The sequence below is a fragment of the Pseudoalteromonas sp. P1-13-1a genome, from assembly GCF_001401875.1.
Classification (GTDB): domain Bacteria; phylum Pseudomonadota; class Gammaproteobacteria; order Enterobacterales; family Alteromonadaceae; genus Pseudoalteromonas.
In genome coordinates this window covers 1-14,977 of record NZ_LKDV01000044.1, presented here as the reverse complement: position 1 = coordinate 14,977, position 14,977 = coordinate 1, and the positions used below count along the sequence as shown (strand labels likewise).

General features: G+C 38.7%; 13 protein-coding genes. All 13 read right to left on the bottom strand.

All coding sequences use genetic code 11. The annotated features are described in order from the left end of the window. Positions 1–9: 9 nt before the first annotated feature. Positions 10–1,053, bottom strand: a complete 1,044-nt coding sequence (locus AN391_RS18465) for a glycosyltransferase family A protein (RefSeq protein WP_055016745.1) — start codon at positions 1,051–1,053, stop codon at positions 10–12. Further along, on the bottom strand, positions 1,046–2,569 hold the full coding sequence (locus AN391_RS18460) for an oligosaccharide flippase family protein (RefSeq protein ID WP_055016744.1): 1,524 nt from the start codon (positions 2,567–2,569) through the stop codon (positions 1,046–1,048). Before AN391_RS18460 ends, AN391_RS18465 begins: the two co-directional genes overlap by 8 nt. Positions 2,570–2,577: 8 nt before the next feature. Then, positions 2,578–3,093, bottom strand: coding sequence for a GNAT family N-acetyltransferase (locus AN391_RS18455; protein WP_055016757.1), 516 nt, complete (start codon positions 3,091–3,093; stop codon positions 2,578–2,580). A 39-nt stretch (positions 3,094–3,132) separates the two neighbouring features. Next, positions 3,133–4,083 carry a hypothetical protein gene (locus AN391_RS18450; RefSeq protein ID WP_055016743.1) on the bottom strand — a complete coding sequence of 317 codons (951 nt, stop codon included), beginning with the start codon at positions 4,081–4,083 and terminating at the stop codon, positions 3,133–3,135. Between the two features lie 3 nt (positions 4,084–4,086). Next, the gene (locus tag AN391_RS18445; protein WP_055016742.1) at positions 4,087–4,776 is read right to left on the bottom strand and encodes a WbqC family protein; all 690 of its coding nucleotides are present in this window, start codon (positions 4,774–4,776) and stop codon (positions 4,087–4,089) included. Beyond that, positions 4,773–5,852, bottom strand: a complete 1,080-nt coding sequence (locus AN391_RS18440) for a DegT/DnrJ/EryC1/StrS family aminotransferase (protein WP_055016741.1) — start codon at positions 5,850–5,852, stop codon at positions 4,773–4,775. Before AN391_RS18440 ends, AN391_RS18445 begins: the two co-directional genes overlap by 4 nt. Further along, the gene (rfbA, locus tag AN391_RS18435) at positions 5,853–6,728 is read right to left on the bottom strand and encodes a glucose-1-phosphate thymidylyltransferase RfbA (RefSeq protein ID WP_055016740.1); all 876 of its coding nucleotides are present in this window, start codon (positions 6,726–6,728) and stop codon (positions 5,853–5,855) included. It abuts the gene before it with no gap. A gap of 1 nt (position 6,729) precedes the next feature. Continuing rightward, positions 6,730–7,836, bottom strand: coding sequence for a dTDP-glucose 4,6-dehydratase (gene rfbB, locus AN391_RS18430; protein ID WP_055016739.1), 1,107 nt, complete (start codon positions 7,834–7,836; stop codon positions 6,730–6,732). Then, entirely contained in the window at positions 7,836–9,110 is a 1,275-nt protein-coding gene (wecC, locus tag AN391_RS18425; protein WP_055016738.1) for a UDP-N-acetyl-D-mannosamine dehydrogenase, read from the bottom strand. Before wecC ends, rfbB begins: the two co-directional genes overlap by 1 nt. Before the next feature lie 120 nt (positions 9,111–9,230). Then, a complete protein-coding gene (wecB, locus tag AN391_RS18420) occupies positions 9,231–10,349 on the bottom strand; it encodes a non-hydrolyzing UDP-N-acetylglucosamine 2-epimerase (RefSeq protein WP_055016737.1) in 1,119 nt (372 codons plus the stop codon). Between the two features lie 372 nt (positions 10,350–10,721). Beyond that, a complete protein-coding gene (locus AN391_RS18415; RefSeq protein WP_055016736.1) occupies positions 10,722–12,944 on the bottom strand; it encodes a polysaccharide biosynthesis tyrosine autokinase in 2,223 nt (740 codons plus the stop codon). Positions 12,945–12,959: 15 nt separating this feature from the next. Next, entirely contained in the window at positions 12,960–13,394 is a 435-nt protein-coding gene (locus tag AN391_RS18410; RefSeq protein ID WP_055016735.1) for a low molecular weight protein-tyrosine-phosphatase, read from the bottom strand. A 10-nt stretch (positions 13,395–13,404) separates the two neighbouring features. Then, positions 13,405–14,520 (bottom strand): polysaccharide export protein, encoded by a 1,116-nt coding sequence (locus AN391_RS18405; protein ID WP_055016734.1) that lies wholly within the window; start codon positions 14,518–14,520, stop codon positions 13,405–13,407. Positions 14,521–14,977: the final 457 nt, after the last annotated feature.

Below are 14,977 nucleotides of genomic sequence, written 5' to 3'. Positions count from 1 at the left end.
TCTTCTATGTTATTTTTTACTTTTCATGTATGAAAAGATAAAAGCCAAAACATGTAAACTAGGTTTAATACACCTTAATATAGTTTGATAATAATTAACTTTTTTACATTGCGTTAATGACTCATCTAAATAGAAAATAGCACCCAAATAATCTTTACATTTAATACTTTGTATAGCTAAATTTACATATTGCAGCGCTAAACTTTTTTGTACCGCTTTACTGTCAACTCCCATAATAGAAATTTTTTTCATGCAATACCTAGTGTCTTCATAATTTTTTTTTATTCTAGTAGTATCTAATTTGTTTTTTTTACTTGACCACGAACCGTTAGCCATTATTCTATACACACTAGAATTAAAACCAAGAAATAAAGCACCATTTAACGAACAAATAATTTGAATATAATAATCGCCTACAGGAGCTACGAAAAACCATTCGGGCAATTTTTCTACAGCACTTTTCTTCACCATTATAGAAGGCGTTGGCATAAATCCTCCACCACCAACAATAACAGCTGAAGAATTAAAAACTAAATGTTTAGATTCTGTATGGTTTGCTAAGGCTATCATTTTGTCATTGGCATACAAGCCAACGGCCTTTGTAAAACATATATTTAAATTTCCATTCTCCTTTAAGGCAGTTACTTGCTTGCTTATTTTATACTTATCAATCCAAAAATCATCTCCCTCACATAATGCTAAATACTGACCACTTGCAGCAGCTATTGTATTTAATAGTGGTAAGTGACCATTTATAGAGTATTGATTATTTTCTTGAAGGATGGGCTTAATTATCAATGGATACTTTTTTACATAGTCATTAATAATATCAGTGGTTTTATCAGATGATGCATCATCATGAATAATTATTTCAAACGGAAAGTTTGTTTTTTGCATTAAAAAGCCTTTTAATGCATCCTCTATATAATTCTCTTGATTATACGCTGTACAAATAACACTCACAACTGGTGACGCCGAGTCACCATCCCATTGTGATATTACTTGTGTTTGAGTGGGAAGTGATTGCTCACGGAAAGCTTTTAAATCAAACATTTTTGACCTTTGATGAAATAAATCTGTATAGTCCAACTCTAGTATATCGAGAACTCAACACTGCAATACTAAGTGTCAATAAGGAAACTGTAATAATCAATAACAACTCTGAAAAGCGGTTTGTTGAAGTATAATAAATATCTACTAGGTATTTTAAACCGTAGACTGTTAATGCAGGGGCTACAGCTACTGTGAATATATCAGAAAGCAACCATTTAGCGTGTAAGCTTGGCTCTAGCTTATGGTGTACATAACCTGCCCAACTGATTAAATAAAGTACATTAACTATTAACCAGACATATCCAGCCCCTACTGCACCAAAATAAGTAGCAGCAACAATAATGCTCGGTATTAATACTACAGCCATTACCGCATTGCCAATTAAATGGTACCGTAAGTTACCCTTAGCGTACTGTAAGTAATAGGGGAATGCAGACACAGCTAAAAAACCATTACCAATAACGTATAAAGTAAGAATTGATGAGGTTTTTTTTGCTAATTCACGATCGGCCGTCCAAACAAATAACAAAGCCTCTGAAAAAAAGGCGATTACAATAGCGGCTGAGCCACATAATACGCTCACCAGCTGTGTAGCATTTCTGTAAACATTCAATAGCTCTCTGTGTTTTCCTTCAGCATGAAGCCGCGCCATTCTTGGCATAATTGAACTGCTGATAGGACTACTTATAATCATGATGCCGCTGGCTACAAGTACGGCCATAGTAAAGTACCCATATTCAGCAAGTGGTAAAATACCTGATAATATTAACTTATCTGTTTGTGTAACTAATACCCATATTGATGAGGTAAACGCGATAGCTAATGAGAACTTTAGGACAGACTTTATTGGTGAAAACGAAAAACCTATCGCCTCTGCTAAACTAGCCTTACTAGGCAGAGAGAAAGAAGCTTTAAAATACAATACCAGTAACTCTAAAATAGCAACGACGAATTGGTGAACGAAAAAAACTAGCGGAGTAAATCCCCATAACCACATGGACACAAATACACCAAAAAATCGCAAGGTTGCTATCACTATGTTTACGACACTTAACCATACTAATTGCTCACACCCGGTAACAACACCACGGTACAGCCCTGTCATCCATCTTAAAGCAACGCTTATCGCCATAATTCGAACTGCAAATACTACGTCTGTAATTGGTATAGAGTCAACTTTCAGCCACTTACTCGCAATTGAGCTGGCTAACAACCATAAAACCGCGCCACCTATCAAAGCTATTACAATAAAAATGCTACTTAGTGCGCGAAATAAACGTCTATAAGCAAGTGCCCCCATGCTCCCACCATAGTAACGAGCAGTTTCTCTACTAATAGTTGGTGTTAACCCTAGATCCATTAAAGCAAACCAAGCTTGTAGCATAGCAAAAAAACCAACTAAGCCATATGCTTCTGGGCCCATGTATTTTATATACAAAGGGAGTAGTAATATACCAATTCCGGTTACATAGAGTTGACTAACATAATTTGCAATAATATTTTTTTTCAGTGACATAAATTTACTTAGTTACCTTTAGTAATAATTGCCATTGAAATCATATTTAAATACTTTCCATTTTTATAAACTGCATCAACTAATATACCTTCTTCTTTAAACCCTATTTTTTTGTATAAGCCTATTGCGGGTTTATTTGTTTCCAATACTGTTAAGTAAATTTTATGCAAGTTTAAATCTAAAAAAGCGTGCTCTAGCGCAAGCGAAGTAGCATGACTTCCAATCCCTTGCCCTCTGCTGCTTTCATCACCTAACCAAATTGCAAATTCGGCATTACGATTAAGCCAATCAATATTGAGTAAATACACAGCTCCTAATAGTTGGCTTGTTTCTTTACAGCAAACCGCTAAACGAACGTTACTCATTCGATTCTGTTGGTAATTTTCAAACCACTTTTTATCTATGGCCATATCTACATAGCGAAAGTTAGCTCCTAAACAGTCAATAGTTTCTCTACTATTTCTCCATTCATTTAGTGTATCTACATCAGTTAGAGATAGTTCCCTTAAGTAAATTGCTTTCATTGATAAAGTCTCTTTTGACAAGTTAAAAGTCATTAAAACTTATAGCTTGTTTTTAATTAGTTTTATTAGATTCTTTAGCTCGTCTGAGCTAATACGTTCATCAATTGGTATAAACAAAGTATTTTCATACATTGCACGCCCTACGTCTCCATTAAAATCACTACGCCAATACCTAGGAAGGTAAATTGACTTTGTAATAAATTCGTTACAAATACTTGTGATGTCAAATGCTAGCTGTAATGGGTAGCAGAGTGGGACTTGATTATCGATTGGAAGGTCTAGTTGATTGAATGATTTAAATTCAGTATATAATAGCCTATAGTTACGTTGGCGCTTCTCTTTAATTGCATTTATACCTGCGCATTTAATTAGATGAGCCGATATTACTGACATCCTTTTCGGTATAAAGCATTCAAGCGCCTCCTCCGCGGATAAAAACCGTGCGTATCCTGCTTTTACATCTCCAGCTGCACGAAGTAACAAATGTCCTACATTTTCGCTAGCATCATAGCGCGTTTCAGGCACACTAATTTTTTCTGCCGTTCTCAGAAAACCACCATCGGGGATACCTAAAAATTTACGCGGTGAGTAAATACTTGTCGTACCTTCTATATGCTCACAAAATAAAGCTTGTGAATTATCAACAATAAATAATCCAGGTTCTATGGCTGTTAATGTTTTGATTTGCTCATTTAACAAGCCAAAATAATTCACTAACAGTATTCTACTGTCGCTTTTCTTTGTTAGCTTTGGATAGTCTATTGGTAGCAATTGCTCATTTACTGAATAAAACTTAATTTCGACTGATAATGCTCTAAGTGCTGGAAAAATGCTATCGCAAATATAATTTGGCACATACAGCGTTTTAATTTTAGTAGCATTTAAGTACGCGTATAAAGCAGCTCGTGCAGATTGAAACTGATAAGCGCTTGGTTGTATCTCTGTGTTCCGGTTATGTAAATTCAACTCATTATAGCCGCCTATAGACATAGTCTAAACCAGCCTATACTTAGTTAATAATTCTAAAATTTGCTCTTTGTTGTTCCACATTAATACATCGATCATTGATAGATTACCTACATAGTTATATTCACCTTGTTGGTAACTTACCTTTTGCATTTCGATAAATGTTAAATTAACACCGAGTGCTGAAAAGTACTTATTACTATAAAGCGACTTTCCACCAGGGCTGTTTATGTAATCATTTGAATTTAAAACATCTGCCATCGCTATCAACTTATCAGCAGCAGATAAATCACGGTTATAGTTGAGTTCGCTTGAAAAATAGAAATTTTTATTAATACCTAGATATTCAAACACGACTGAAATACTTTTGGCACAAATATGTTCTACACGTCTGTTTTCATCATTCAACACAGATTCAATAAGTGGGAAAACATGCTCAAAGTAAGGTGCTTTTTTATAACTTTGCTCAATTGTTTTAAGTATTTTTTTTATATTTTTATCAAAGCTTAATTCATTTATTAATTTGTTTGATGACATGCCAGGCACTGGAATAGTAAAGCGCTGCGCCTTACCATTCGATAAAATGTTATTACGATTTATATAACCGCCTTTAATAAAGGTAACATCATCATAAAAAACAAACATATCAACTGCATTTACAAGTTGGTAGTAGCCTAAATAAGGAAACAAGTAAGGTTGCATTACCGCAAAACTCATAGCTCCTCCTTAACAACGTTAGTGACAGTTAACACATCGCCAGCGCTCATAGAGTTATGCAATGGTAAACAAATGATCCCGCCTGCAATATTTTGACTGTTACTGCAACCAAAGCTTTTTTGTTTGCTGTAGGCTAAATCAAGTGAGGGTGTAAAATAGCGACGGCATTGAATATCATTTTTAGCCAGAGCTTGCATTACATCTTTCTGCTTTCGTGCACCCGCGATGTATATAGGCATATAAGCACCATTTAAGCTTGCTTGCGGATGCCATAGTGGTAATTCAACCACACCTTTCAATTCATCCGTGTAGATATTAAATAATACCGCTCGGTGCTTTATTACACTTTCAATATCATCAAGTAGTGTTAAGCCTACGGCACATTGATACTCGTTAAGCTTGGCATTAATACCAGACTCCCCCAACGTACCATCTGCCTGAAGACCAAAATTAATTAGTTGCTTAGCTTTTACAAAATCGGCCTTATGCTTAAAGATTATGGCGCCGCCTTCAACGGTATGAAACACCTTGGTAGCGTGGAAGCTTAGAGTACTTGCATCACCAAAGTTAAGTACCGACTTATTACCAACCTTTACATCAAATGCATGTGCAGCATCATACACTATTTTTTTATTATGTTTGTCAGCTACTTTTGCAAGTGACTCTACATCACAAGGGTTACCATACACGTGGGTAGCAACTATGCCATCGTAGTTATTATCTTGTTCGAAAGTCTTATCAAGAGCCTTTGGGCATAAATTATAGCTTCGTCTGTCTATGTCACTAAATGCTGTATCAATACCTTGCCATAAAAGTGAACTTGTTGTAGCAACAAAGCTAAAAGGTGTTGTAATCGCTGAGTTAATATTTAATGTTTTGCAAGCAACCTGTAACGCGAGAGTACCATTAGAGACTAGCAATAAGTTTTCAACACCTAGGTATGCCTCTAAACGCTTCGTGAGTTGCTCATGTAATGGGCCAAAATTAGTGTACCAGCCACTCTCGTTGACTTGCTCTAAATATGCTGCCAGCTTTGTTAAGTCTGGACTAAGTGGTTTGTTTAGTGCAATCATCATTTAATCTTTAATTAATTCCATTAAATATTTGCCATAGCTATTTTTTATAAACGGCCTAGCTAGTGACTTGAGGCTTTGCTTACTCAGCCAACCATTATTAAATGCTATTTCTTCTAAACATGCGATTTTATAACCTTGACGTTTTTCAATTGTTTCAACAAACTGTGCCGCTTCTAGCAAACTTTCATGTGTACCAGTATCCAACCAAGCAAAACCGCGCCCTAGTATTTCAACATTAAGCTTACCCTGCTCTAAATACATTTCGTTTAAACAGGTAATTTCAAGTTCACCACGGTGTGATGGCTCTACTTGCTTAGCTAGCTCTACAACTGAGTTATCATAAAAATATAAGCCTGTTACAGCATAGTGTGATTTTGGCTTATCTGGTTTTTCTTCTATAGAAATTGCTTTTTTGTTTTCATCAAACTCAACAACACCAAAACGTTCGGGATCTTTTACTTGATAGCCAAATACAGTAGCTCCTTGACCATTTTTAGCATTTTGCACTGCATGCTTTAATTTTGGCGTAAAGCCTTGCCCATAGAAAATATTATCACCAAGCACTAGGCAAACATCATCATCACCTATAAACTTTTCGCCCAAGATAAAGGCCTGCGCTAATCCATCGGGGCTAGGCTGTACGGTATAGCTAAGCACAATGCCAAACTGTGAACCATCTCCTAGCAAACGTTTAAATGAATCACAGTCTTCGGGCGTTGTAATAATTAATACTTCACGAATACCCGCTAGCATTAAAGCAGATAGCGGATAATAAACCATCGGCTTATCATAAATTGGTAGTAACTGTTTAGATACTCCCATTGTAATAGGATATAAGCGCGTGCCAGATCCTCCCGCTAGTATTATTCCTTTCATGTTACTCTCCTTTGTTAGCTTGCGTATTTAACTCGCCAAGGCGTTCACGTTTATACGAGCCATCCTGTACATTTTTACACCATTGCTGATTATCTAAATACCATTGAACAGTTTTACGTAGGCCTGTTTCAAAGGTTTCCTCTGGGGTCCAGCCTAGCTCTTTTTGCATTTTTGACGAGTCAATTGCATAACGTCTATCGTGGCCTGGACGGTCAGTAACAAATGTTATCTGCTCGGAATATTTAGAGGCTTTTGGTACCAATTCATCCAAAATGCTACAAATAGTTTGTACCACTTCGATGTTTTGTTTCTCGTTATGCCCGCCTATGTTATAAGTTTCTCCAACCAAACCTTCGGTGACTACTTTATACAAGGCACGGGCATGGTCTTCTACGTATAACCAATCACGTATTTGGTCGCCTTTACCATAAATAGGCAAGTCTTTGCCTTCAAGTGCATTCAATATAACTAAAGGAATTAGCTTTTCAGGAAAATGGTAAGGCCCGTAGTTGTTAGAGCAATTTGTAACAATTGTAGGAAACCCATAAGTACGTAACCAAGCTCGCACTAAATGATCACTTGATGCTTTACTTGCCGAATAGGGGCTACTTGGTGCGTAAGCTGTTTGTTCAGTAAATAATGGGAGCTCTTTACACAAAGTATTCCTTTCAAGCTCATCAGGGTGAGGTAAATCACCATATACTTCATCAGTAGATATATGATGAAACCTAAAAGCTTGTTTAGGTGCCGTATCAAGTGTATTCCAATATTCACGAGCTGCTTCTAGTAAATTATAAGTTCCCACGATATTGGTTTGAATAAACTCTGCTGGCCCAGTTATAGAGCGGTCTACATGGCTTTCTGCTGCTAAATGCATTATCGCGTCAGGTTGATGCGTTTTGAGAACTCGGTTTAATTCTGTTCTATTACAAATATCAACCTGTTCAAATGTGTAGCGTTCACTTACAGATACTGAGTTAAGTGACTCTAAATTGCCAGCATAAGTTAACTTATCCAAGTTTATTACTGAGTTATTAGTATCATTAATAATATGGCGTATAACTGCAGAACCAATAAAACCGGCTCCCCCAGTAACTAATATTTTCATTACCAAATACCCTTTGTATCAATTCGATACTCATTTTTATTTGTTTGATTTTTAAACTCTTTATGATCAACTAATAGTAAATGAATGTCCGCATTTTCTTTTGCATTCTCTAACGTAGATAAATTGAATGATGAAATGCTACTCGGTAGTTTATTTATATTAGGCTCTACAGCAACAACTGTTCCTGAATGCAACTCAGCTACTTTCTTTGTAATATTTAACGCAGGGCTTTCACGTAAATCGTCAATATCAGGCTTAAACGCAAGTCCATAACACGCTATGGTGACATCTTTAGCCGACTTCGTTGGGTTAGCTTGTAAAAAGTCGCTAATTGCTAATTTTACTTTATTAATTACCCATTTTGGTTTTGCATCGTTCACTTTACGTGCTGTATGTATTATTTGCGCCTCTTGTGGCGTTTTACTAACAATAAACCACGGATCTACTGCTATACAATGGCCCCCCACTCCAGGCCCAGGTTGTAAAATATTAATACGGGGGTGGCGGTTAGCTAATGAAATAAGCTCCCATACGTCAATATCTAACTTATCACAAATGATTGATAACTCATTAGCAAAGGCTATTTGCACATCACGGCATGAGTTTTCAGTTAATTTTGCCATTTCGGCAGTTCTTGCATTAGTTATTACACACTCACCTTGTACAAAAGTTTTGTAAAGCTCTACTGCTCGAGCAGAACATTTTGCAGTCATACCACCTATTACGCGGTCGTTTTCAACTAACTCACGCACTACGTGACCAGGTAAAACTCGTTCTGGGCAATGAGCTACATTTATATCAGCTTTTTCACCAGCAGGCTCTTGGTTAGAGGAAGGGAAAGTTAAATCAGGCCGAGCGGCAGCTAACCATTCTGCCATTTGCTCAGTAGCACCAACAGGAGAAGTAGATTCAAGAATCACTAAATCGCCTTTTTTAAGCACTGGGGCAATCGCTTCACTCGCTTTTTTAATATAGCTTAAATCGGGTTCAGGTACTTCTGAGTCATTGTTTTTGAATGGGGTTGGTACTGCAATTAAAAAAGCATCTGCTGGTTCTGGTGAGGTCGTTGCTTTTAAATAGCCCTCAGTCACTGCGGCATGTACGATCATGTCTAGATCTGGTTCTACTATATGTATTTCACCACGATTAATTGTATCCACTGCGTGTTGATTTACATCAACACCTATTACGTTTTTTTTACGTGATGCAAACATCGCAGCTGTTGGTAAACCTATATATCCTAAACCAACAACTGAAATCGTATTAAATGACATAGTGATCCTTTTAAAGTTACTTGTGCTTCGAGCTTCGCAAAATACTTTTAAATCGAGGTTTGAAAAGTATTTAAAGTTTTTTAACTATTTAAATAACACAGGGTAACCCCGACGTTACATTTATTTTTTGACTAAAATATCACAAATCCGTTGGCAAGCTTTGCCATCACCATACGGGTTGTGGGCGCGACTCATCGCTTTATAGGCTTGGTCATCTGTTAATAACTTGTGGAGTGCTGTTGTTATCTTTGCTACATCTGTACCCACTAATTTAACTGTACCTGCTTCTACTGCCTCAGGCCGTTCTGTTGTATCTCGCATTACCAGAACTGGTTTACCTAAGCTTGGCGCTTCTTCTTGAATACCGCCTGAGTCTGTTAAAATAATATGCGCACGGTTCATTAAATATACAAATGGTAAGTACTGCTGTGGCTCTATTAAGTGTACGTTGTCAACATCTTTTAAAATACGCTTTACAGGCTCTTGCACATTTGGGTTTAAATGTACGGGGTAAAGTATTTGTGTATCTGGGTACGCTTTAGCTGTTTGCGCTAATGCTTCACAAATCCGCTCAAACCCGCCACCAAAGCTTTCACGGCGGTGGCCTGTGACTAAAATAAGTTTTTTACTTTCATCAAGCATAGGAAATTGTGATGCTAATGTGTTGCTCAGCTCTGCGTCATTTTCTATTTGTTGCTTTACAAGTAATAGAGCATCAATAACCGTATTGCCGGTTACAAAGATATTTTCATCAACATAGTTTTCTTTTAAAAGATTCGCTTTTGAGGTATCCGTTGGTGCAAAGTGAAACTTAGTTAAAGCGCCAGTTAGTTTTCGGTTACCTTCTTCAGGCCACGGTGAATAAATATTACCAGTGCGTAAGCCTGCTTCTACGTGACCTACAGCTATTTGTTCATAATACGCTGCTAAACTTGCTGCAAACGTTGTTGCCGTGTCGCCATGAACAAGCACTACATCAGGTTTAAATTCTTTAAGTACGGGTGTTAACTCTTGCAATATACGGCTTGTAACTTCAGGTAGGGTTTGTCCTGCTTTCATTAAGTTTAAATCGTACTCAGGGGTAATTTTAAACAGCTCAAGTACTTGGTCTAACATTTCACGGTGCTGTGCCGTTACACATACTTTTGCGTCAAATCGGCTATCGTTAGCTAGGGCGTGCACAAGAGGTGCCATTTTAATGGCTTCTGGGCGAGTACCAAATACCGTTAATACTTTCACTTTTAATATCCTTCAATAAATCAAATTTGGCTATCAGCTATCAGCTATCAGCTATCAGCTATCAGCTATCAGCTATCAGCTATCAGCTATCAGCTATCAGCTATCAGGGTAACGCTACTGTGTTGCATTACGGTGTCAAATTCTAGGTTCTAGGTTCTAGGTTCTAGGTTCTAGGTTCTAGGTTCTAGGTTCTAGGTTCTAGGTTCTAGGTTCTAGGTTCTAGGTTAATCAGTTTTAAGGTCAAGGCCTTTCTCGGCTATGGTTTGCTACTGAAAAACCTTATTTACACAAATAGTAAAGAGTGAATGCAAATGAGAGGTCAAAAATGAATAACCTCCCCTAGTCTTTTTCTTAGCGCCTAGTCCCTTTTATTTACTTATCCGATTTATACTCGTAATTGTAATAACCATAATACCCATATGCATTACTGGCTTTTTTAAGTACACCGTTAAATACCAAGCCTTTAACGTCTATCCCGTTTTGTTCAAAGCGGTCGCGTGTTAGCTCAATTTCGCGTAGGTGGTTTTGGCCAAAGCGTGCTACCAATAGCGTAGTGCCTGTATGTGCGCTCACTATTGCTGGGTCGGTTACCGCCAGTATTGGTGGGGTATCTATAATTACAATGTCGTACGCAGCGCTTACTTCTTCTACTAATTTGCTAAAGTTGCTATGCATTAGTAGCTCTGATGGGTTGGGTGGTATTTGCCCGCGGGTAATTACGTTTAGCCCTTCTACCTTGGTTGTTTTAGTTACTTGCGCTAGGTTTAAACGGCCCGATAGGTAATCGCTTAAGCCATCGTCCCATTTTAAATCTAATTGCTTTTGTAAATAACCTTTACGCATATCGGCATCAATAATGAGTACTTTTTTACCGCTTTGCGCCAGCACCGAGGCTAAGTTAACCGATATAAACGACTTACCCACGCCAGGGCTTGGGCCCGATATAGCAATAATATTATTTTTTGCTTCCATCATCGCAAAATGTAAGCTTGTGCGCAGGCTACGTAGCGCCTCTATAGAAAGGTCTGCTGGGTTGTCGAGCGCGAGGATTCTTTTAGCCTTTGCTACTTTATTTTTACGCGTTTTTATAAAGTTGGTTAATTTATCTTGATGCTCTGAGTGCGGTACGCTTGCGTACACAGGTATACCTAGGGCTTCTATTTCGCTTGGGTCTTCTACCCCTTTATGTATGGCTTTTTGTATTAATACAATGGCAATACTTAGCATAGCGCCTAGCATGGTTGCCATTACCACTATTAACGCTTTTTTAGGTTTTACAGGCTTGCTGGTGTTTACCTCTGCGTAGTCAATTATACGTACATTACCTACGGTGCCTGCACGCACTATGTCAAGCTCTTGGGTTTTGCTAAGCAATAGCGTGTAAATTTGGTTGCTTACTTCAACATCGCGCTTTAAACGTAATAGCTCTTGTTGTGTTTTGGGTAGGCTACCTACCTCGCCTATAAGTTGGTCTTTTTGTTTTTCTACCGCTTGTATTTGCTCAATAATACCTTGGTAAGCTGGGTGATTTTTTTTAAATTTACGGCCAAGCTCTAAGCGTTTTAGGTTTAGCTCTTGTAGTTTGGTTTCAAGCTTTACTACTTGCTCAAGTACCCCTTGGGTTTCGAGCGTTATGTTTATTGACTGGCGTTTTATTTGGTAGTCGTTAAAGCGTTGCTCTGCGTATTCAAGTTGTTTTTTAATTTCGGGTAATTGTACTTCTAAAAACTCAAGCGACTTTTGTGCCTCTGCACTGTTGCGCTCTACATTACGGCGTACATATATAGCGGCTACTTTATCAAGTACTTTTTCGGCGTAGTTAGGTTGGCTGCTTTGTAGGCTTAAATTTATAATGCCTGAGTCTTTGCCTTTTTCGCTTGCGCCAATGGCTGCTTGCAAGTCAAGTATTGTATTGAGGCGGTCTTTTCGGGTTAATATAAACTCAGTACCTGGGCGGGCGTTAAGCTCGCGTACTGTTAAGTTAAATTTACCGTTGGTTAGCTCCTCGCCTACTTTACCTGTTAGTACTTGCTCGCCATCGCTATTTAAAAGCGCAAGGCTGTTATTAGCTTGTGCTACCAGTGTAAACTCTTGATTAATTGCATAGCGTGGTACATCAAACCTAAATATGTTTATGCTTTCGCCGCCCCACGCGTAACTGCTTGCACCAAAACTTGGCTCTGCTAGGTCGCCCTCGCTCATTGGTATAAATTTACGATATGCACGGTTACCAATAAATGGGAATAATTTAGGCTCGGCTGTTATATCAAGTTTTAATGTATCTACTGCCTCGCCAATAACGCTGCGCGATTTGAGGAGTTCTATTTCGGTTACTGCGGCCGATGTACTTTCGAACATACCGGCCATATCGTCAAACCCCGGAACCGATGCGCTACCGTCTTCTACCTGAATCATAGCGGTAGCTTGATAAACCGGTGTACTTAATACAGCGTAAACAATACCCACTAGCATAAATAATGCGGTTATACCGGCTATAAAATATTTACGGTCGAGCAATGCACCAAGTAGTGCCATTAAGTCGATTTCTTGGGTGGATTGCGTGTTATTGCTTTTGTTACTAGACTGGGCAGTCATTAATTTAGCCATTCCTTATAAATACTTTTGCCAAGCGCTGCATGCGCTATCGATTAATGTGTAAACGTGTTCAAAAGCCTCTTGGCTTTGACGGTAGGGGTCGGGTATTTCGGCGTTGTCAATCCATTTACCAAGTAAAAAGGTTTTACCGCGCGCCTCTGGGTAACGGGCATGTACATCGTTAAGGTGGCGCTCTTCCATTACTAAAATAACACTATTTTGCGCCACTAAGGCTGATGTTAATTGACGCCCTTGGTGGGCGTCCATGTTTACACCATTTGCTTGTGCAATTTGCTTTGCTGTTGCATCGGCCGGCTTGCCTTCGAGCGCGGTTAACCCCGCCGACGATACTTTTATATTTTTACCTTCAAGCTTTTGCTTTAAAACGTATTCGCCAGTGGGGCTGCGGCATATGTTACCCGCACATACCACTAAAATTGAATCAAACATTTTTTAACCTTTAGTTAGACGAAATGTCGTCTATGCTATCAATTGATGATACCGATGGTAATAATAGGCTTATTACGCGGTTCCAACGTGCCAGTGGTGCAGATGTTACATATACAATGTCGCTTGGCTGTAGTTCAAACTGCTCTGCTAATACCATTGCGGCAATATTTTTTGCGTGTAATTGGTATACGTTTGCAATATAACCGGTTTGCTCTACGTTACTTTTACGTAGTACAAATACGCCGTTTGCATCGGCTGTTGCTTCGTTTAAACCGCCTGAATCACTTATTGCTTCGGCTAAGTTTAAACCATAGCGATTAAGGGTTACTGAACCTGCTTTTTTTACATCGCCCAGTACAAATACTTTTTGCGCGTCGTTACGGCTTACGTGCACTATATCGCCGTGCTGTAATAAACGGTTTTGTGAAATGTCGCCATGGGCATAAAAGTCATCAAGCTTAATTACTTCTGTTTTATCGCCACGGGTAAAAGTTACGGTGCGCCAGTCGGCAGACTCTGTTAGGCCGCCAGCTTGGTTAAGTGCATCAATTAAGGTAAGCGGTATTTCGGTTACAGGGTAAACACCTGGCTGCTTAACCTCACCTGTTACGTAGGCTTTTTGGCTTCTAAAACCTACTACTTTTACATCTACCTGTGGGTCTTCTATTACTCGGCTTAAGCGCTTTACTAGGTCGTCGCGCACTTGGCTAATGGTTCTGCCTGCGGCTGGTATGTTAGGTGCATATGCGTAGGTAATTGTGCCGTCTTTTTGTACTCTAAAGCCGTCAAACTCGGCTGTACGTTGCACTGCAGCAGGTATTGTAAGCTCGGGATGATCCCACACGCCTATTGTAAGTACATCGCCTACACCTAGTTTGTATTCGTAATTGCTGGTATTAACACCCGCACTACTTGAAATAGGTTTAGTGGCTGCTTTCGCTAGCTTTTGTGTGTTTAAAAGCTGCGAGTCGATAATTTGTATGTTTACTTTTTCAAGATCTTGCTCAAGGTTATGTGTTTGTTCGCCTGAGTCTATTCCTTTAAAATGACTACCGGGTACTATTGTACACCCTGATATTGCTAGCATTACGAGTGAAGTTACGAGTGATTTGCAGCCTAACGCCATTGTAGAGTCCCAAAATTATTTTAAATATTGCACTTGCTCACCAACCTTGGTGAGTACCGGTTTTTTTAGCGGTGTAATTAAACCATGTGGTATGTTTACGCGCAAGCGCGAATCGGCTTGTTGAGGCTATCAAAAAGCAATATACACTCTGAATTAATAGCAATAACTTTATATTGTGTTTTGTATTATTTTTCGTGGCATAAAGCCGTTGCTTAAGTGCCCGTATTTTTCTCATGAGGAGTAAATGAGAAAACATACAAGTAGCTGCGAGTATAAAACCCGCGCAGATATGAAGCTGACCACGCAATTTTTTAAATACGTAAAAGCGTTGCTTTTAAAACGCCAGCAAGCTGCGCGTCTACGAGTTATCTAGCCCTTCGGGCACGCTCCACGTTCCAGTTCGTCGCAGAGCTCCTCTCGCTCCAGCTTGAAAGCAAAATTTTTTGCTTGTCTAGCC

Excerpts from the sequence above, each read along its gene's own strand:
- AN391_RS18465 (WP_055016745.1), bottom strand. The coding sequence starts at position 1,053 with ATGTTTGATTTAAAAGCTTTCCGTGAGCAATCACTTCCCACTCAAACA.
- AN391_RS18460 (WP_055016744.1), bottom strand. The coding sequence starts at position 2,569 with ATGTCACTGAAAAAAAATATTATTGCAAATTATGTTAGTCAACTCTAT.
- AN391_RS18455 (WP_055016757.1), bottom strand. The coding sequence starts at position 3,093 with ATGAAAGCAATTTACTTAAGGGAACTATCTCTAACTGATGTAGATACA.
- AN391_RS18450 (WP_055016743.1), bottom strand. The coding sequence starts at position 4,083 with ATGTCTATAGGCGGCTATAATGAGTTGAATTTACATAACCGGAACACA.
- AN391_RS18445 (WP_055016742.1), bottom strand. The coding sequence starts at position 4,776 with ATGAGTTTTGCGGTAATGCAACCTTACTTGTTTCCTTATTTAGGCTAC.
- AN391_RS18440 (WP_055016741.1), bottom strand. The coding sequence starts at position 5,852 with ATGATGATTGCACTAAACAAACCACTTAGTCCAGACTTAACAAAGCTG.
- rfbA (WP_055016740.1), bottom strand. The coding sequence starts at position 6,728 with ATGAAAGGAATAATACTAGCGGGAGGATCTGGCACGCGCTTATATCCT.
- rfbB (WP_055016739.1), bottom strand. The coding sequence starts at position 7,836 with ATGAAAATATTAGTTACTGGGGGAGCCGGTTTTATTGGTTCTGCAGTT.
- wecC (WP_055016738.1), bottom strand. The coding sequence starts at position 9,110 with ATGTCATTTAATACGATTTCAGTTGTTGGTTTAGGATATATAGGTTTA.
- AN391_RS18415 (WP_055016736.1), bottom strand. The coding sequence starts at position 12,944 with ATGACTGCCCAGTCTAGTAACAAAAGCAATAACACGCAATCCACCCAA.
- AN391_RS18410 (WP_055016735.1), bottom strand. The coding sequence starts at position 13,394 with ATGTTTGATTCAATTTTAGTGGTATGTGCGGGTAACATATGCCGCAGC.
- AN391_RS18405 (WP_055016734.1), bottom strand. The coding sequence starts at position 14,520 with ATGGCGTTAGGCTGCAAATCACTCGTAACTTCACTCGTAATGCTAGCA.